This is a genomic window from Marinoscillum sp. MHG1-6 (assembly GCF_024714475.1).
Lineage (GTDB): Bacteria > Bacteroidota > Bacteroidia > Cytophagales > Cyclobacteriaceae > JAMZMI01.
The window spans coordinates 19,623-38,733 of record NZ_JAMZMI010000010.1 but is presented as its reverse complement, the minus strand read 5'-3'; the positions used below and the strand labels follow the sequence as shown (position 1 = coordinate 38,733).

The 19,111-nt window shown below is 44.3% G+C and carries 16 protein-coding genes and 1 tRNA gene; 3 read left to right on the top strand and 14 right to left on the bottom strand.

What is annotated here, in order from left to right; all coding sequences use genetic code 11:
- Positions 1 to 2: 2 nt before the first annotated feature.
- Positions 3 to 467 (bottom strand): hypothetical protein, encoded by a 465-nt coding sequence (locus NXR94_RS16675; RefSeq protein WP_258105814.1) that lies wholly within the window; start codon positions 465 to 467, stop codon positions 3 to 5.
- Positions 464 to 2,701, bottom strand: coding sequence for a Tex family protein (locus tag NXR94_RS16670; RefSeq protein ID WP_258105813.1), 2,238 nt, complete (start codon positions 2,699 to 2,701; stop codon positions 464 to 466). The genes NXR94_RS16675 and NXR94_RS16670 overlap by 4 nt, the downstream gene beginning before the upstream one ends.
- Before the next feature lie 131 nt (positions 2,702 to 2,832).
- On the opposite strand from NXR94_RS16670, the gene NXR94_RS16665 reads away from it, so the two are divergent.
- The gene (locus tag NXR94_RS16665) at positions 2,833 to 3,402 is read left to right on the top strand and encodes a TlpA disulfide reductase family protein (RefSeq protein ID WP_258105812.1); all 570 of its coding nucleotides are present in this window, start codon (positions 2,833 to 2,835) and stop codon (positions 3,400 to 3,402) included.
- Here the strand turns inward: NXR94_RS16665 and NXR94_RS16660 are convergent.
- A complete protein-coding gene (locus NXR94_RS16660) occupies positions 3,397 to 4,521 on the bottom strand; it encodes a glycerate kinase (protein WP_258105811.1) in 1,125 nt (374 codons plus the stop codon). The two genes, NXR94_RS16665 and NXR94_RS16660, sit on opposite strands and share 6 nt — an antisense overlap.
- Positions 4,518 to 4,988, bottom strand: a complete 471-nt coding sequence (locus NXR94_RS16655; protein ID WP_258105810.1) for a histidine phosphatase family protein — start codon at positions 4,986 to 4,988, stop codon at positions 4,518 to 4,520. The genes NXR94_RS16660 and NXR94_RS16655 overlap by 4 nt, the downstream gene beginning before the upstream one ends.
- Before the next feature lie 122 nt (positions 4,989 to 5,110).
- Here NXR94_RS16655 and topA point away from each other — a divergent pair, with 122 nt between their 5' ends.
- The gene (gene topA / locus NXR94_RS16650; protein WP_258105809.1) at positions 5,111 to 7,435 is read left to right on the top strand and encodes a type I DNA topoisomerase; all 2,325 of its coding nucleotides are present in this window, start codon (positions 5,111 to 5,113) and stop codon (positions 7,433 to 7,435) included.
- A gap of 88 nt (positions 7,436 to 7,523) precedes the next feature.
- Here topA and dnaN read toward each other — a convergent pair whose 3' ends face one another.
- From dnaN to NXR94_RS16605, 9 genes are all read right to left on the bottom strand, one after another.
- A complete protein-coding gene (dnaN, locus tag NXR94_RS16645; protein WP_258105808.1) occupies positions 7,524 to 8,648 on the bottom strand; it encodes a DNA polymerase III subunit beta in 1,125 nt (374 codons plus the stop codon).
- Positions 8,649 to 8,777: 129 nt separating this feature from the next.
- Entirely contained in the window at positions 8,778 to 9,680 is a 903-nt protein-coding gene (locus NXR94_RS16640; RefSeq protein WP_258105807.1) for a hypothetical protein, read from the bottom strand.
- Positions 9,680 to 11,365, bottom strand: a complete 1,686-nt coding sequence (gene gldG, locus NXR94_RS16635) for a gliding motility-associated ABC transporter substrate-binding protein GldG (protein WP_258105806.1) — start codon at positions 11,363 to 11,365, stop codon at positions 9,680 to 9,682. Before gldG ends, NXR94_RS16640 begins: the two co-directional genes overlap by 1 nt.
- Complete coding sequence (gldF, locus tag NXR94_RS16630; protein WP_258105805.1) at positions 11,362 to 12,087, bottom strand: gliding motility-associated ABC transporter permease subunit GldF; 726 nt, start codon at positions 12,085 to 12,087, stop codon at positions 11,362 to 11,364. Before gldF ends, gldG begins: the two co-directional genes overlap by 4 nt.
- Positions 12,084 to 12,998, bottom strand: coding sequence for a gliding motility-associated ABC transporter ATP-binding subunit GldA (gene gldA, locus NXR94_RS16625; protein WP_258105804.1), 915 nt, complete (start codon positions 12,996 to 12,998; stop codon positions 12,084 to 12,086). The genes gldF and gldA overlap by 4 nt, the downstream gene beginning before the upstream one ends.
- A complete protein-coding gene (locus NXR94_RS16620; protein WP_258105803.1) occupies positions 12,999 to 13,700 on the bottom strand; it encodes an SDR family oxidoreductase in 702 nt (233 codons plus the stop codon).
- A 174-nt stretch (positions 13,701 to 13,874) separates the two neighbouring features.
- Positions 13,875 to 15,272 (bottom strand): glycosyl hydrolase family 28 protein, encoded by a 1,398-nt coding sequence (locus tag NXR94_RS16615; RefSeq protein WP_308706283.1) that lies wholly within the window; start codon positions 15,270 to 15,272, stop codon positions 13,875 to 13,877.
- A gap of 25 nt (positions 15,273 to 15,297) precedes the next feature.
- Complete coding sequence (locus tag NXR94_RS16610) at positions 15,298 to 16,671, bottom strand: cytosine permease (RefSeq protein WP_258105802.1); 1,374 nt, start codon at positions 16,669 to 16,671, stop codon at positions 15,298 to 15,300.
- 259 nt (positions 16,672 to 16,930) lie between these two features.
- Positions 16,931 to 17,003, bottom strand: a tRNA-Lys gene (locus NXR94_RS16605).
- Between the two features lie 103 nt (positions 17,004 to 17,106).
- On the opposite strand from NXR94_RS16605, the gene NXR94_RS16600 reads away from it, so the two are divergent.
- Positions 17,107 to 17,817, top strand: coding sequence for a lipopolysaccharide assembly protein LapB (locus tag NXR94_RS16600; protein WP_258105801.1), 711 nt, complete (start codon positions 17,107 to 17,109; stop codon positions 17,815 to 17,817).
- A gap of 80 nt (positions 17,818 to 17,897) precedes the next feature.
- Here the strand turns inward: NXR94_RS16600 and NXR94_RS16595 are convergent, their stop codons facing one another.
- The gene (locus tag NXR94_RS16595) at positions 17,898 to 18,908 is read right to left on the bottom strand and encodes a glutamine synthetase beta-grasp domain-containing protein (RefSeq protein ID WP_258105800.1); all 1,011 of its coding nucleotides are present in this window, start codon (positions 18,906 to 18,908) and stop codon (positions 17,898 to 17,900) included.
- Between the last annotated feature and the right edge of the window lie 203 nt (positions 18,909 to 19,111).

Genomic DNA, 19,111 nt, shown 5'->3' with positions numbered 1-19,111 from the left:
GACTATTCAGCAACGCTGTAAGTCGCCTGGTATAATTGCCCTGCTTTGTTATAATCTACGCCAAGTGTACTGGGACGTATTTCCCTCACTTTCATAAATGATGGGAATGGAAGATTGTCTCCCTCAATGAGTAATGAATCTGTAAACTGCGTCTCGAAGACCGAGGCACTAACCGCACCAGCGAAAGAAGTATCGATCACCGTGCAGCTATTAAGGTTCTTCAATTCAAACGTAGCAACCGAATCATCATTAACCATCTGAAAAAGCCAATAAACAGAATCGGCGCACCCTTCCATAATTTGCGCCTCCCCATCAATCAAAAGATTAGATAGCGCCCACCTTTTCTTATCCCCAGCCGTGAGCATCAATTCGACCTCTGCAGCCGTGTAGTCCTTGATAATATCAGTGTCTACACAGCCTGTCAGAATTACGAATCCCAGGATTACACTTTTGAGTACTGTTCTCAATTTCCAAATTTTCCTTTCAACATGGCTAATTTAGCCTGAAGGTCTCCCTCAACTTGAGGTTCCTCCCTTTTTTTGCGTTGCTTTGGCGCCGGGCTCTTACCAAACGGATCACTTTTCATAGAAAGCGATATTCTTTTACGAGGCACATCCACTTCAAGTACCGTTACTGTTACCTTCTGCTGAAGCTTCACCGCCTGGGCCGGATCCGACACAAAACTATCCGATAAATGGCTCACATGCACCAGTCCATCCTGGTGAACCCCCACATCTACAAATGCACCAAACTTGGTAATATTAGTGATGATACCCGGAAGTTTCATGCCGATGGTCAAATCCTTGATATCGTGAACATGATCGTCAAAGGCAAACGCCTCGAATTGCTCCCGCGGGTCACGTCCTGGCTTGGCCAATTCCTGGATGATATCCTGTAGGGTCGGCAAACCAACCTCCTCGGTCACGTATTTCTTCAGATCAATCTTTTGTCTGAGGTTGCTGTCCTTCACCAGGTCCACCACAGTACACCCAAGGTCTTTCGCCATGGTCTCCACCGTCTCGTATCGCTCTGGGTGAACGGCACTTTGATCCAATACATTTTTTCCTCCTCCGATTCTAAGGAATCCTGCTGCCTGTTCAAAGGCCTTGTCTCCTAATCGAGGTACTTTTTTCAAATCCTCGCGGCTTTTGAATGCGCCGTTTTCATTTCTAAACTGGATAATGTTATCAGCAAGCTGTGGCCCCAGACCGGAAACATAGGTCAGCAGTTGCTTACTTGCCGTATTGAGCTCTACACCCACAGCATTCACACAGCTCATCACCACGTCATCCAAAGAAGACTTTAAAGAGTTTTGATCTACATCGTGCTGGTATTGTCCCACTCCGATAGACTTCGCATCAATTTTCACCAGCTCCGCCAGAGGATCCATCATTCTTCGCCCGATAGACACCGCACCCCTCACCGTGATGTCGTGATTCGGGAATTCCTCCCTTGCTACTTCTGATGCAGAGTAGATCGACGCACCACTTTCATTCACCATGGCAATGATGATATTTTTAGGCAGCCCCAAAGACTTCACGAACTGCTCTGTTTCACGGCTGGCCGTTCCATTTCCTATGGCCACTGCCTCTATATTATGCTTCTGAGCCAATGCCATCACAATCGCTCCGGCCGTCTGCTTATCTTTCTGTGGTTCGTTCGGGTAAATGGTGGTGTTCTCGAGCAATTTTCCCTGCTTATCCAGGCAAACTACTTTACAACCCGTCCTAAAGCCCGGGTCAATACCCAGCACTGTTTTTTGACCCAATGGTGCCGACATCAACAACTGCTTCAGATTCTCTGAGAATACCCCGATTGCCTCAAGGTCCGCTTTTTTCTTCGATTCCAGTCTGGATTCCGTCTCAATACTCGGCTTGATCAGTCTTTTATAGGAATCCTTGACCGCAGTTTCTACATGTACTGAAGCTGCATTATTTGATTTAACGAATTGTCGGTTAAGCAACGCAATCGCGCTTTCCTCCTCCGGTGCAATGTCCATTGACAAAATCCCTTCTTTCTCTCCCCTTCTTATCGCCAATAATCTGTGCGATGGTATATCCTTCAACGACTCCTGCCAGTCAAAGTAGTCTTTGTATTTGGCTCCTTCCTGCTCCTTGCCACGCATCAACTTGGCGGTCACCACACCTTCTGACTGAAACAGGGTTCGTATTTTCTTTCTTGAGTCCGCATCTTCACTGACCCATTCGGCAATAATATCTCTTGCTCCTTGCAAGGCCTCCTCTACATCTGCAACTCCTTTCTCGTCGCTAATAAATTTCGCGGCCTCCAGCTCGGTATCAAATGCATTCTGAGCAAACAGCATATTGGCCAGTGGCTCCAATCCCTTTTCCTTGGCCACAGAGGCTTTGGTCTTCCTTTTAGGCTTATAGGGAAGGTATAAATCCTCCAACACCGCCATGGTTTCTGCTGCGTCAATCTTCGATTTCAACTCCGGCGTTAATTTGCCTTGCTCATCGATCGACTTAAGGATGGCCTCTTTCCTTTTATCCAATTCCCGCAATTGGGACACCCTGTCTCTCACCTGTGCCACCTGCACCTCATCCATGGTGCCAGTCATCTCCTTTCGATAACGGGAAATGAACGGCACGGTAGCTCCTTCATCCAATAACTGGATCACGGCGTCTACAAATCTTGATTGCAGGGAAAGTTCCTGGGCTATCTTAGCAGCGTAATTTGTCATATTCTTCAAATCAATCATCGGGTCGAGACCCGTCACATTTCTTTTAAGTGGGCATCAAAATTACCCGTATCGTGAATGAATTCTAAATGTTTTTGTTCAATAAATAATGATTAAAAAATCAAGCGACCCTAATGTCCAGAAAATCAGGTAAAAGAGAACTTATAGAATGGGTAATTTTGATAGCAGTCGCCGGCACCCTTTACTTTACGGGCTATCATACTGAAGTGATCGGGTTCGTTCAGAGATTGGTTTTATCAACTGGCATTATCAAACCGGACACCGAACCAGATGCCAGCACCCAGGCCAACTACAATTTTGAATTGGTCAATGCCGCGGGCCGGGTTGTTGCGTTCGAAGAGTTCAAAGGCAAAACAGTCTTTATCAACTTCTGGGCAACATGGTGTCCTCCATGTGTGGCTGAGATGCCTGATATCCATGACCTGTATGAAAAAACGGGGGACCAGGTAGCCTTCGTAATGATTTCACTGGACGATGATCGGAATAAAGCGCTGCGATATATCCAAAATAAGGAATTTGACTTTCCGGTCTATTTTGTGAATGGATATCTGCCACAGGTTTATGAATCGAGTAGCATCCCGAGCACTTACGTGATCTCCTCAAAAGGTAACATCGTAACCAAGCGAGAGGGCATGGCTAAATATGACACGGAGTCCTTTCGTGAATTCCTGTTGAAATTATAAGTCTTGCCTTAGTCGGTCGCCTAGTTTTCTGGCGGCAATTTCCAGGTTATCTCCTGTCTTCCTCATCGATTCTAGCAAATTATCCATTGGATGGTTGATGCTGAGCAGTTCATTAAAGGGACCATCAACAAGGACTTCAGCTTCTCCACAGATCCCGACCACGTATTTACCAGCTTTATTTGCCAGGTACGCTACTAATCCAGGGCCCTTTCCCGAAAGCGTCTGTGAGTCGATCTTACCCTCTCCGGTGATGACCACATCGGCCCATTGTAGCTTTTGATGAAAACCAACCTTATCCAAAAGATTGCTGGCGCCATCCAATAGTTCCGCATTCAAAAACCCATGTAGAAAGGCTGAAATCCCTCCGGCGGCACCACCGTGTTTAATTGCCGAGACATCTGATCCTGTTTTCTTGAGACATATATTATTAAGGTGAGCCAATGCCAGTTCCAATTTTGGGACATCCGCCATACTTGCTCCTTTTTGCGGTCCAAAAACACGTGCCGCGCCTTCTTCCCCTAGAAGCGGATTGGACACATCACAAAATACCTGAATGGACACGCCATCGAGCAAGTTGCTGGCTTCAGAAACATCAATATCATCAATCAAAAAGAATTTTTCGGGGCATACGCCATGTATTGGACTACCATCGGCATCATAAAAAACCACTCCGAGGGCCTCCAGCAGTCCCATGCCACCATCAACGGAAGCACTTCCTCCCACACTCAACCAAATCTCTTTAGCGCCCTTTTCGACGGCCTCTTTTATGATCACCCCCGTCCCACAAGAGGTAGCCACCCAGGGGTTTAGTTCGTCTGTGTTAAGATGTCGAATGCCCGAGGCCTCCGCCATTTCGACAATGGCCACATTTTCCCTTTCCATCCAGCCATAGCTCGCTGTGACTTCTCTCCCAAGGGGATCAGGATATTGATCAGTAAATAATCTGGCTTTGCACGCTTCAGCAAGAATGGAAAGCGTGCCATCCCCTCCATCGGCAATAGGCAACCTGATAATTTGAAATTCGTGGGATGATCTTTTCAGTCCGGCTTCAATGGCCAAAGCCACTTCATTGGCATTCAATGCACCCTTAAACGCATTCGGACTGATCAATACATTCATTGAAAAATACTGCAGGTGTCCTGAGAAATGTTTTTCCAGTCACCCAATCCGTAATCCAGCTTAATTAATTGTCCGGGCTCAAGTCCGGAAATAGATTCCCCGGCAAGGTATTCAGCGAGGTAGCTGATACCCGGGTTATGGCCAATCAGCAACAATTGATATATGGAATGATCCGTATCGCAGATCATATCAAAGAGGGTTTTTACCGAAGCTTCATAGACCTCATCTCTAAACTCAACCTCCCAATCGACATTCATGGTTTCGGTCAGGTGTTGCAAGGTCATTTTAGTGCGTATGGAAGGACTGCAATACACTAATGTTGGATCAAACACATGCGGATCCAGGGACTTCGCCAATTCCTTAATCTGAGCAACTCCTTTAGAGCTGAGAGACCGCTCAAAGTCCTTCGATCCTGCTTGTGGCGGAAGTGCCTCACCGTGTCTTAGGAGATAAATTTTTCTAACCATCTTTGCGGATTTCAGTTTGTGTTAGCATAATTACTTGTTAATTATGCATCCTTCATTGGTTGTATTCTAAAGCAATTAATGAAATTTGGAGATATTTTAGCGATAAAATTTGAATTAATATAATGGCAAAGAATCTCGTAATAGTGGAGTCGCCAGCCAAGGCAAAGACAATTGAAGGGTATTTGGGAAAGGATTTTACCGTTAAATCCAGCTACGGTCACGTACGCGATTTGCCGAAAGGTGATAAGGCCATTGACATTGAAAATGGTTTTCGTCCTACTTACGAAATTTCCTCCGACAAGAAGGATGTCATTAAGGAACTTAAGAAGTTAACCAAGGAAGCAGACATCATCTACCTCGCGAGTGATGATGACCGTGAAGGGGAAGCCATCAGCTGGCATCTAAAAGAGGCTTTGAGCCTAAATGATGAGAAAACCCGAAGGATCGTTTTTAGGGAGATCACCAAAAATGCCATCCAGAATGCTATTCAAAACCCAAGAGGGATCGATATCGATTTGGTGAATGCGCAGCAGGCCAGAAGGATTCTCGACCGATTGGTGGGATTCGAACTGTCGCCCGTATTATGGAAGAAGGTTAAAAGAGGGCTTTCTGCAGGAAGGGTTCAATCCGTAGCGGTGCGACTGGTCGTGGAGCGAGAAAGGGATATTGAAAAATTTGAAGCGGAGTCAAGCTTCAAAATTACTGCCCAATTCAATCTGGATCAGGGCAAGACCCTTTATGCCGAGCTTGGCAAGAAATTCAAGACAGAAGAAGAAGCGCAAGAGTTCTTAAATAAATGTATTGGTGCTGAGTTTTCTATCAGCAACCTGGAAACTAAACCTGCGAAGAAGCAGCCGGCCCCCCCTTTTACTACCTCTACCCTACAGCAGGAAGCAAGTAGAAAATTGGGGTATTCCGTTTCTTATACGATGTCGCTGGCTCAAAAGCTTTATGAGTCTGGTAAGATCACTTACATGAGAACGGACTCAGTGAACCTTTCACAGGAGGCTATCAATGGTGCTGCGGCTGAGATCAGCTCTTCCTTTGGAAACGATTACGTTCAAACAAGAGCATTCAAAACAAAATCAGAGTCGGCACAGGAAGCTCACGAAGCGATCCGTCCAACGAACTTCGGCACGCACAGTTTAGGTGGTAGTTCAGCCGAGAGCAGACTTTATGACCTGATCTGGAAACGAGCGATCGCCTCTCAGATGTCAGAAGCCCGTTTAGAAAAAACTACTGCTTCTATTAACATCTCAACTACTGACGAGGTAATGGTCGCCAGAGGCGAGGTCATCAAGTTTGAAGGATTTCTGAAAGTCTATCTGGAATCAACTGATGATGAGGATGATGAAGAGCAAAAATCTATGCTCCCTCCTTTGACGATCGGACAAAAGCTGGAACTAGCCAAAATGATTGGTAAGGAAGGGTTCAGCAGACCACCGGCAAGATATACGGAAGCGAGCCTGGTGAAGCAACTGGAAGAAATGGGCATTGGACGTCCATCAACCTATGCGCCGACCATCTCTACGATCCAGAAAAGAGAATATGTGATCAAGGAGTCAAGAGACGGAAGAGAAAGAAACTATACAGAGCTGACGCTTGAAGGTGGTAGCACCAGCAAGCAGACGAAGACCGAGATTACCGGAACGGAGAAGAACAAATTGTTCCCAACGAATATTGCCATGATTGTGAATGACTTCCTTGTGGAGCATTTCACCAACGTGGTAGACTATTCCTTCACAGCAGATGTTGAAAAAGAATTTGACGACATCGCTCAGGGAGGAAAATCATGGGAAAGCATGATCCAGTCTTTCTATGGCAAATTCCACGAGAAGGTTCAGGACACTGCGAATGTTCAACGGGCTGACATCTCTGCAGCAAGAGAACTGGGAGAAGATCCAAATACAGGCAAGAATGTATATGTGCGTATGGGAAGGTACGGAGCTTACGCCCAGCTTGGAGAAAGCCCGGAGAATGAAGAGGATGAAAAACCGCAATATGCTAGCTTAAAGAAAGGCCAGTTCATAGAGAATATTACACTGGAAGAAGCACTTGAGCTATTCAAACTTCCACGCACTGTAGGTGAATTCGAAGGTAAAGTGATGGTCGCTGCGATTGGACGTTTCGGTCCGTACGTCAGACATGATGGTAAATTTGTCTCTCTGAAAAAAGAGCAGGATCCATTAACAATTACTGAGGACGAGGCGATCGAATTGATCCTGGCTAAAAGAGAAGCCGATGCGAATAAGTTCATCAAGGTCTTTGACGAGGACCCAGACGTGCAGGTACTGAATGGACGCTTTGGGCCATACATCAAGTTTGGAAAGAAAAATGTGAAAATCCCGAAGGATAAAAAACCAGAAGATCTCACTTACGAGGAATGTAAGGAGCTGGCAGAAAAAACTCCAGAGAAAAAGGGACGAGGCAGAGCAAAGAAGAAATAAGGGTTGCTAAATACCTTACTAGGAAAAACCAAAAAAGCCCGAAATCTTACGATTTCGGGCTTTTTATTAGGTCTTTAGTTTATCTCAATTAAACGTAGTTATTCAACATTACCGGCATTACCAGCATCAGAATATCTTCGTTTTCATCTTTATCATTTGGAGTGATGATACCCGCTCTGTTTGGAGCGCTCAACTTCAAGGTAAGATCGTCTCCTTCGAGGTTAGAAAGCATCTCGATCAAAAATTTCGCGTTGAACCCGATTTCGATATCCTCCCCGTCATGCTCACAAGATAGTCGCTCATTCGCTTCGTTAGAGAAGTCAAGGTCTTCGGCCGAGATCATCAGTTCACTTCCGGTAATTTTTAATCTTACCTGGTGAGTGGTTTTGTTTGCATAGATCGCGATCCTTTTCAAAGAGCTTAACAACGCTCCTTTATTGATCACCATAGTGTTGTCATTGTCCACCGGGATCACATTTTCATAATCAGGGAATCGCTCGTCGATCAAACGACAGATCATCTTCACGCTGTTAAAGTTGAAGAAGGCGTTTGAAGCATTGAACTCAACATTCACATTGGTATTCTCAGATGGCAACGTTGATTTCAACAACGTTAAAGCTTTTCGAGGGATGATCATACTGTGCCCCATGTCAGCAGCCACATCTACCCTTCTGTATCGGATCAATCGGTGACTATCCGTGGCTACAAATGTTGTATTCGTTTCGTCTAACTTGATATATACACCCGTCATCGCCGGACGAAGCTCATCATTGCTTGTCGCGAAGATCGTATTGTTGATTGCCTGCGCTAATACACCTGAAGAAATATTCACTGAATATCCATCAGATACCGACGGGATCTTAGGGAAGTCTGTTGCATTCTCTCCTGACAGCTTATAACGACCATTATCCGAATTGATCTCGATGCTGTAAGTATCTGAGTCAATCGTAAAGGTCACTGGCTGCTCAGGAAGGTTTCTTAACGTCTCCATCAGGATCTTCGCCGGGATCGCGATACTACCATCCTCCTTGGCTTCCACCTCCATTTCAGTAATCATACTCGTCTGCAAATCAGACGCAGTAATGGTCAACGTACCTTCATTGATCTCGAACAAAAAATTTTCAAGAATAGGCACAACAGGGTTGGTAGTGATCACGCCGTTGATTGCGGAAAGCTGTTTCAGTAGGTATGATGAAGAAACAATAAATTTCATGTGTATGTTTTTTGACGACGCAAGGCCACATGGAATTCAAAAAATGATTTCAAGATGGTCCTTTTATCAAGTTAGATTTGGGTGCCAAATTTAAGAACAAATTTTGATAAATCAGCCCTTGAAGTAAACTCACTCAGAGAGTTTAAAATCATCACGTTTGCGAAGGATTTGAGATACCCTCCGCTGATCAAAAATCAGCATTTCCCCATCGGGTCCCACGACGAGATGAAACCCTTCTCCCGGAAGTTTTTCATAAATTTTGTAAGTCATGGTTTCAAGGGAATTGATGGACTCAATGGATAGCAACGCCAATGGAGTAGCCTTTGCGAGTGTATCATATTTTGGAAACCTCCCAACACTAATTCTTTCATTAGCCTGCAAGTATTGGAACTGGTTGAGGTACTCCACCACCCCTGAAGAATCTATTGGACTGACATTTTCTACCACGAAAAACTCATCATTGAACCGAATATCAAAGCCCCTATCATCCCCCTCGACATAATCCAGCTTTAATTCCTGAATCGTTCTCCAGCTCTCATCTAACACCAGACGATCCCTCCACTGGTCAGGATGCAGCTCAAAAATGCTGGCCAGGTAATCTCTGTAACCCGGGATTTCAACCTCATAGCTCTTTCCTCCCTGAGTGAAGTAGGTCTTGGTGCGGGTAGCATTTCCGCTTACGACAAAAGAGTTCGCATCATTATTTCCAAAAATCACCTTCACTCCTTCCTGTGACACCTCAGCCACAGGTCGCTTTACTCTCACCCGCTGCATGATGGACATGAGCAAACGCATCAAACCTTCATCGACTGGATTATCCTCATTGACCAACCATCGCCCATTGGATTCTGTTAATGAATATTCATTTTCCCCAACAAAAGATATTTGATCAACAGATGCGGTATCAGGAAGCACAAACATGCGCTCGTCAAAAGAAACTGAGGAGCCTTTCTTCGGCACAAGAAACAAACCCAGGTTGATCGCTACGACCACCATGATCAAGGTCAAAAGCAGTTTATTCTTTTTCTCCATCAGAATTTGTTTTTGCTTTTCCTCACAAACATTTTCACAACACCAAACACCAATAGTAACAGCACTGGCGCCACCAGATTGATAAGTTGCCACTTAAGTCGTTCCTCTTTTACCCTCACTTTATCCAATGGTCGTATCTTGATCTCTTTGGTTCGCGACTGGATAATCCCCTCCTCATCCATCAGATAATCGACCAGATTCAGAATGAGGTCTTCATTGGCATATCTGGCCTGGCTGTATGGTTCAACACCTAATGACAATGGTGTCCCGTCTTCCAGACTTAATTCATTTCGGATCAAATCACCATCTGACAGCACTACTATTTTGGTAGCAGTTCCTTCATCGATCATCTTATTGCGATCGAAGCCCCTTGGAGGAAACTTGTTTTTATAAAGGGAGGTGAATGGTCCCTCAAGCAAATAACCTAGCACCTTGGGCCCTGCTTGAAATTTATCAGGCAAAAGATCTGACTTAAGATCATTAAAGCTCACTTGTATGGGTGCACCGATCACCTTGGTGTGAGCAGAAGTCAAAAGCAAAGGCGTTTTCTTGATGCCCATGGCCTTAACGGTATCCATGGAAGAAGTAAAACGCATCATAACCGCATCCAGATTTCTTACTGCCGGGTGCGTTCCATAATTGGTGATCACCGGAAAATACGGCCAAGGCAACATCCTGATCTGAGGCTGATTTCCAATGTTCCCCGCTACAATTGGAAAGTCCCCACAGTTAAGGTCTGTTACGTAGTCCTGATTGATGCGGACTCCATATTTAAAAAGTAGGTCCGTTAGATTAGTCTGGTATGGAATAGCTACCGTTCCATCTCCTGAGGCACTATCCATGTTGACACTCAAGGCATCCAGGAAGAAAAGCAACTTTCCACCTTTCATCACATATTGATCAAGAAGAAATTTCTCCCGGTCTGAAAATCCGGTAGTGGGCTTGGCGACTACCAGCAGATCATAACCTGTGATCGCCGTATTTTTTTCAGGAAGGTTTAGCCGGTAAAGATCATACTTGGATAAGATCAGGTTCGTAAATCCTGCCAGCTGAGTAGTATCAGGTTCATTGTGCCCAACAACCAATCCTACCTTTTTTCTCCTCAGCTCAGATAGCTGAATAATGCCACTCGCCAGTTCATACTCAATTCCCTCAATGGCCTGATTGATCATCTCATCCGGACTGGAGGTACGGTTCCCTTTCAATAAATTGATTGCTGTCTCTCTACCCCTGTATGACAAGATCACGCCTGGGAAAACCCATTTCTGCGAATTTTGACCATCTTTCGAATAACTGAGGTTGGTCGGTTGCAATCCACGATTGATGAGATCCTGGTAGTAGCGATTTCTTGCCTGAGTACTTTTGGCCACGGAAGGATCGATGAAGCGATAGTTAATGGTCGTGGCAGCATAGATGGAAAACTCTTCCAGGGTTTCTCTTATAGACTTTTGGAATCGTAGGAAATTTGAAGGAAGCTCTCCTCCCAAATAGACATCCACGTAAACATCCTCATCCAGACGATTCAATAAATTCTTCGTTTGATCGGTCAGGCTAAATCGGTCTTCTTCGGTCATATCCACCCTTACCCTAAATCGGTCAGCCAACTGAAATGCTAACCATACCAATGCCAGTGTCAGCACCAATTGGAGCAATAAGTGAAGCCGGTGACTTTTCCAGTTGATCATTTCTTTAGTCCCAGAATCAGTTTTGTGAACATTAATACAATAGCGATGGCACCGATGAAATAGGCCAAGTCAACCAAATCAATCAATCCTTTACTCATCGAAGAATAGTGAGCCATTATCCCGAGCTCCGAGATCAGGTAAGACCAATCCGCCCAGATATTGATACCCGCCAGCGAATCAAAACCTGCATATAACAGGAAGCAGAGAAATGCGGAAAGGATAAATGATACGATTTGATTACCCGTCAATGCAGAGGAAAGAATCCCAACAGCGGTAAACACTCCGCCCAACAATAATAAACCTATATACGACCCCATGATCCCCGGTGTGTCAAGGTTTCCGGCCGGGTTACCTAGCTGAAAAAGGGAAAAATAATAGACCAGTGTAGGGAGGACTGAGAATAACACAAGGAAATAGCCTGCCAGAAATTTCCCCATGATCACATCAATCTCCCGGAACGGCAAGGTGTACAATAGCTCCAGGGTCCCATTGCGTTTCTCCTCAGCAAACGACTTCATGGTAATCGCCGGAATCAGGAACATGAAAACATAGGGTCCTAATGAAAATACCGGTTCCATGCTCGCATAGCCGTAATCCAAAACGTTCGTATCGGGAAACACCCACATCAGCAAGCCTATGCCCACCAAAAACACCCCAATCACCACATAGGCGATGAGTGAATCCAAAAACTCGTTGATCTCTTTCAGAAAAATGCTGATCATGATTTTTGGTTTTGGGTGAGACGATGAAAGATTTCCTCTAAAGATTTATGTGCTTTGGTCAGGCTCAACAATGGTAAGTCGTTCTCTGACGTGATCTTCAACAAAGCAGCCCGTAGATCATCACGATCCGACTCTATGAGGTAGGCATTCTCTCCATATTCCTTAGGCTCAAAACCACCTGAAACGAACACTTGCCTATCAACCGCCTGCTCAAAGGTGATAATGATCCCATTGGAGTCATTCATACCCTCCTTCAGCACGGTAAGCTGATCATCTGCTACAATCTGTCCCTTATCAATGATCACCACTTTATCACAGATGGCCTCAACCTCCTGCATAATATGTGTAGAAAGGATCACCGTCTTATCCTGACTAATGTTTTTGATTACTTCTCGTATTTCTAAGATCTGGTTTGGATCCAGCCCGGTAGTCGGTTCATCAAGAATCAGAACTGATGGGTTATGGATCAAAGCCTGGGCCAGTCCGACCCTTTGACGATAACCCTTAGAAAGGGCTCCGATTTTCTTTTTCTTTTCACGATTCAACCCTACCGTCTCGATCATCTCCTCCACCCTGTGTTTAAGCGTTGATCCTTTGAGGCCGTAGGCACTGCCTATAAACCGGAGGAACTCACGCACATACATATCCAGGTAAAGCGGATTATGCTCCGGAAGATATCCCGTCATTTTCTTCACCTCCAATGGGTCTTCGGTTACCGAAACGCCATCGAGTGTTATCGATCCTGAAGTGGGCACCACATACCCAACCGCCATTTTCATGGTAGTGGACTTCCCTGCCCCATTCGGACCTAAAAAGCCCGTCACCTTGCCCTTTGGCGCCTCAAAGCTGATGGCATCCACGGCACGCTGCTCTCCATAAATCTTAGTTAATTCACTGATGACTACTGACATCTATCTCTGCGGCTTTCCTTTAGGTCTAAGTGGACGAAGTTCTATATCTCCTGTCAGGAGATTGGGGTGGGTATTGATCACATTGACGATCGCCTGTGCGATGTCTTGTGGTCGCATCATGTTTTCATTGGCCTCAATAGCCGCTATATCATCGAAAAAATTGGTATTCACACTACCAGGGTAAACATTGGTCACCTTGATCCCCCAGTCTCGCAGCTCCAGCATCATCGAGTGACCAAACCCAGTGACAGCATGTTTTGTCGCCACGTATCCACTCATGTTTTTCAGGCCGTTCAGCCCCGCCAGAGATACAACATTAATAATATGGCCCTCATCCATTCGCTTCATAGCTGGCACAACAGATTTGGTGCAGTACATCAGTCCGTGCACATTCACATCAAACATGCCCTTCCAGTCTTCGACGCTCATCTCCTCGATGGATCCCATCACCCCATAGCCTGCATTATTGATCAGTATATGTATATCCTCCCCTATAAGATCAACCGTTTGGCGATAAGCAGCTAACACCTCCTCATACTTGCTCACATCCACTTTCACGAAGTGAAAATTTTCATGGGCGAGCTCCGGTTTTGTACGGCCCCAACCTGCCACGGTCACGCCTTCTGCCAATAGCAAGTTGACTGTTTCCAGCCCTATACCTTTACTTACACCTGTTATGATTGCTTTCCTGCCTTTCATCATACCTATTAATGATTGAAATAACGCAACGCAATATTCCCTTATTTTAGTTTCAATGCCAAACGTGAGGAAGTTGGATCAGGAATTTTGACTAAAAGGAAATAAAAGCACTAATAAAAGGCAGAAAATGGATTCTGATATCCGAGAAGTGGGTAAACCTAAGCCCCCTTTAGATAATTACTCAAAAACTTTTAATTCCTCCTCGCTGCTTTCGGGAGCATTAACCGCTCCACCTTTCCAGTCAACTCCATTTATAGCTACATTTTGAATAGTTATACCATCAAAGAGTGAAGTATCTAATGTAGCCTTTTCGGATTGGAAAATGATGTCCTTCAGGGTGAAATTAGCCAGACGATCATGTTCAGTTATTCCCACCTCGGCAAATTTCACGCAGTCCAAATCTATGTTTCTAAAAGTGATATTTTCCGAAGATGAAACAGGCGCAGACTCACGGCCCTTTAAATCAAAAAACTGCGTCCACGGTCGGATATAGATTCCTGTCCTCACGGCACCCGATATGTTTTCAAGAGTGATGTACTCATACTTCTGAGGGGTATCAGGTCGCATCTTCAGGAAGATCATTCTTTGAGCCCCTTCAATCGTACAGTTTCTCATAAGAACATTTCTGGTATGAATATTCTCACTACCGCAGGTAACCACCGAGTGACAAAAGCCATAGGTATTATTTTCGATCAGGATATTTTTATTGGGTCCATTATTCGGGTCTTCATCTGCCCACGGGCCTTTCCCACCCTTCATAGCCACGGCATCATCATTTACCGACATGTAACATCCCCGGATCAATACATTGCTGCAAACATCCAAATCAATCGCATCAGTGCTTGGGGCCTTGACCGGCTTTCGTGGCGCGAAGATGGAGGCATTCAGAATTTTAACATTATTACATTGATACAAGTGAGTGGTCCAAAACCCGGAATTTTGCAACCTTATATCCTGTATCTGCACATCATCACTGCCCCATATAAAAACGAGCCTGGGTCTTGACACTTCCAGGTTAGTACATTTCGGATTTTCCTCCCGCCTTTTCCAAAATGCCTTCCAAAATTCCAGACCATTTCCATCAATCGTTCCCTTTCCTGAAATCGTAAAACCATCCACGCTGTAAGCATTGACCAGTGCAGGAAAATATTCAAGATTTTGCCCCTCCATACGGGAAGGTTGCTTTGGATAATTGGAAATGTCATTGGAGCCCATTAGCAAACCGCCCTCACTCACATGAAGATGCGTTCCTGGCTTGAAGAACAAGGCTCCTGACATGAAGGTCCCGGTTGGCACCACTATAACCCCTCCGCCATTTTCAGCGGCCAGGTCAATTACTCCCTGAATGACCTCAGTGTTCAATTCATTGCTATCACCAGCTACAGCCCCATACTCGGTGATATCATATTGTTTCCCCAGGGAAGTAATATCAACCAAGGTGGTATCTCGAAACCATTCCGAAATTTCTGTACCATCAGGAAAGGTCTCCATTACTGTTTCTTCTTGTTTCTTCTTAGGGGTACATGAAAAAACAAAAAGAATGAACACTATTGCTAACGAAAGTAATCTCATCATCGGATCAGGTTTATGGGTTTAGTTATCAGCTCGCCTTTACTTTATCAATTATCAAATAAAGAACACCACAAGCCAGCCATGTAGGTAGGGTTAAAAACGAAAGAAAAACATCAAAACCGACTGAGATCGAATAGAAAGTAACGCAACTTACTACCCAGGCGATAAACACCGACCAGTTAAAGTCTCCTTTAAAGCCTAATTCCCTGTCTTTTGATTTGAAAAAATGCTCAAAAGCGATCACTGCACCAACCGGCGCCAAAATGAAACCATATAACGCAACAAAATCAAGCAATTTCATTGCAAAAGCGGGAAACAAACCTGCGATCGTTGCAGCGGCACCTGCAATTAAAGTCACCTTACTTGTTGAAAGCTTTGGCATGATCGCCTGAAAGGCCAGCCCAGCTCTATAAATAGTAGGGTTTGCCGTTGTCCACCCTGCGAGGATCACTACAATAATTCCAAAGAAACCTATGGCATTGTAGGCCATCGGCCCAGGAGCCACCGAAGGAGCTATTCCTATAGCCAGGCTCGCCTGAGTTTCAGGGTGCTGTAGAAATACCGCATATAATAAAGCTGCAGCTATCCATGCCATGTAATGCCCCACATACATGCCAGCTGCCGTTGTCCAGCCTACAGAAGGCTTTTCAGCAAACCTTAACACAGACAAATCAGACATCCCGATATGCATTGCTCCATTGCAGAACCAGGACCACAGAACCACATGCCAAAAAGTATATTTTATCTGTCCCGGGAATGGCTCACCACCATCTCCCCAGATATTCCAGAAATCCGAGAAGCTTTGAACTCCGAGCTGCTTGATCGCAACGATGCCACCTAATATGAATCCAAGAACAATAATTGGCGACATATAATTGGCTGCCTTGGATACGGTTTGATACCCCCTTGCTGCAATGATGGAAATCACGGCACCGATAGCCAGTACGATAATGATCCAGGTCATTCCATTCGGCATAGTATCCGATAGCTTGGGCATTTCCATATCAAATGGAATACCTACAGCCGTAGCTGAAACAGTAATCATCGAACCTGCAAGGAAACAGAAAAGCACACCATTAGCCAGGTTATAGAAGATCACAAACTTTCTTCCGCTCAGCTTTTCGAGATGATAGTAAAGTGTAAGTCTGTATTTTGTGGCAATGGTGGTTGTGAGATATCTCCAACTTAAGACAGCTAGCAGGTTTCCCAGTAGCAACCCGATGATAAGATCAAAAGCACTTACACCTGCTGTAAGAAATAAAGGACCAATAACGAACTCAGTTCCTGCGGCATGCTCTCCTGCGTACATTCCTAAAAAGCTCTTCCATCCTTTGAGCTCTGATTTGGGTACGGGCTCTCTTTCAAATTCGCCTTGCTCGGCCGTTTGATTTTCCTGGGTCATTTCCATGTTGTTAAAATTGTCCGGTAAAATAACCTATAAAATCACCCGTGATCACCCTGCTCTTTCCTGCTATGGATAAGAATTCCATTTTCTCTAAAGGAAGGTTTAGAGAAACAAAAAAAGCCCGATTTTCTACGAAAATCGGGCTTTGTTGTGGGGTTAGATCGGGCTGGCTATCCAGACCAGGCCCACATCCTAAAAACACTATTTTAAATAACCACAAAAAAAACCCGAACTCGCTAGAATTCGGGTTTTTGAGTGATTCGCCTGGGGTTCGAACCCAGGACCCCATCCTTAAAAGGGATGTGCTCTACCAGCTGAGCTAGCGAATCTTTTATGTTTGTTAGCCGTTTTTAACTAGGCTTTTATACCTGCCTTGGTTAAAATTGCGGTTGCAAAAATAGAGAGCATATTTTCAAAATACAACCCATGTTTATGTTTTTTAGAATAATAATTTTCACATTTTTTCTCTCCCCTTTCCTTTGTCAATCGAAAGACCTTGAAGCTCAATTAAATACAGCTGACAGTCTCTTTGAAAAACAGAAATACACTGAGGCATTATCTCAATATCAGGATATTTTCGACCAGGGACAAGCCTCATCAGCGATGCTCGCCAAAATGGCATTTATCAATGAGGGCCTGGGAAATGAGGTAGAAGCTCTCTACTACCTGGAACAATACTACAGAACTACTTCAAATCGCAAAGCGCTGGAAAAAATCCGCGAACTGGCAGATGAACATCAGCTATCCGGTTACCAGTTTTCAGATGAAGCATTTTTTGTAGATCACTTAAGCACCTATAGATTAGAGATCATTTCCGGGCTACTCGGATTATCAGCTTGCTTATTGATTTTAATGTTTTTGAAAAGTGCCAGGGGATACAAATCCATACCATGGATCATGGGGCAAGTGATCTTCGCTGGGTTTGCTTTCGTTCTCATCAACAATACTTTCAAAACCCGGGAAGCAATCATCTCTGATGGAGTCACAACAATAATGGAAGGACCCTCCAGCGCCTCTTCAGCGATTGTCAGCACAAAACCAGGAGATAAGGTTAAGTTGGTTCAAGATGATGAATTATGGACGCTTATAGAGGCTGAAAATGAGCGAGGATTTGTAAGGTCCAATAAGCTCCTTCCACTTTAAAGAAATCATTCTCAATTCTGAGAAAAAGAAAAAGCCAACTCCCAGGAGTTGGCTTTTTTAAATTTCAATCTATCAGTAACTTAAGAAACAGTCTTTACTGTCTTGATAATTCTTGCAGCTACTTTGTATGGATCAGCATTAGAAGCAGGTCTTCTGTCTTCCAAATAACCACTCCATCCATTGTTCTTAGTGAATAGAGGAATACGAATAGAAGCACCTCTATCTGATACACCATAAGAGAAATCAGTGATAGCAGCAGTTTCGTGCTTACCAGTTAGACGCTGATCATTGTAAGCTCCGTAAACAGCGATATGCTCGTCTACAACACCTCTAAATGCCTCACATACTTTCTTGATTTTCTCTTCTGATGCTGCTGTTCTAATGTAAGTATTAGAGAAGTTAGCGTGCATACCAGAACCATTCCAGTCAAGTTGACCTAGAGGTTTTGGGTGATAGTTGATAGAAAGACCATATTTCTCAGTCAATCTTTCCAACAAGTATCTAGCAACCCAGATTTGGTCACCAGCAGATGCAGCACCTTTAGCCATGATTTGGAATTCCCACTGACCAGTAGCAACCTCACCATTTGTACCTTCAATGTCAAGACCAGCATCGATACAAAGCTCTAAATGCTCATCTTTGATCTCTCTTCCAAATACATTCTGGCCACCAACACCGCAGTAGTAAGGACCTTGAGGAGCAGGGAATCCACCTGCAGGGAATCCGATAGGTCTGTTTGTCTCATTATCCCAAATGAAATATTCCTGCTCAAAACCGAACCAGAAATCATCATCCTCATCATCGATTAGTGCACGACCATTAGATTCGTGAGCAGTACCATCAGCATTCAACACCTCGGTCATTACCAACCATCCGTTTTTGATAGCAGGGTCCGGACATACGAAAACTGGTCTCATGATACAATCTGATGAACCACCTTCTGCTTGTTCTGTTGAGCTACCATCAAAAGACCAGTCTTTAAGGTCTTCTAATTTTCCGCTAAAATCTTGAACTAATTTTGTTTTACTTCTGAGTGATTGAGTTGGCTTATAACCATCCAGCCAAATGTACTCCAACTTGCTTGTTGCCATTTTATTAGGTTTATATTTTGTGAAATGAATACGGACTAAGTTGGGATCTAAAGCCCGAATAAAATAGTTCTGTAATTTTCAAAATTTTACTGAAAAAAATAAATCTTCAGTGCATTTTTTTTGATTTCATTACCAAATTCATAAAAAACAATTTATTCTATTGATAATACAAATCAAAAAAGTCCACCCTCAAGGGTGGACTT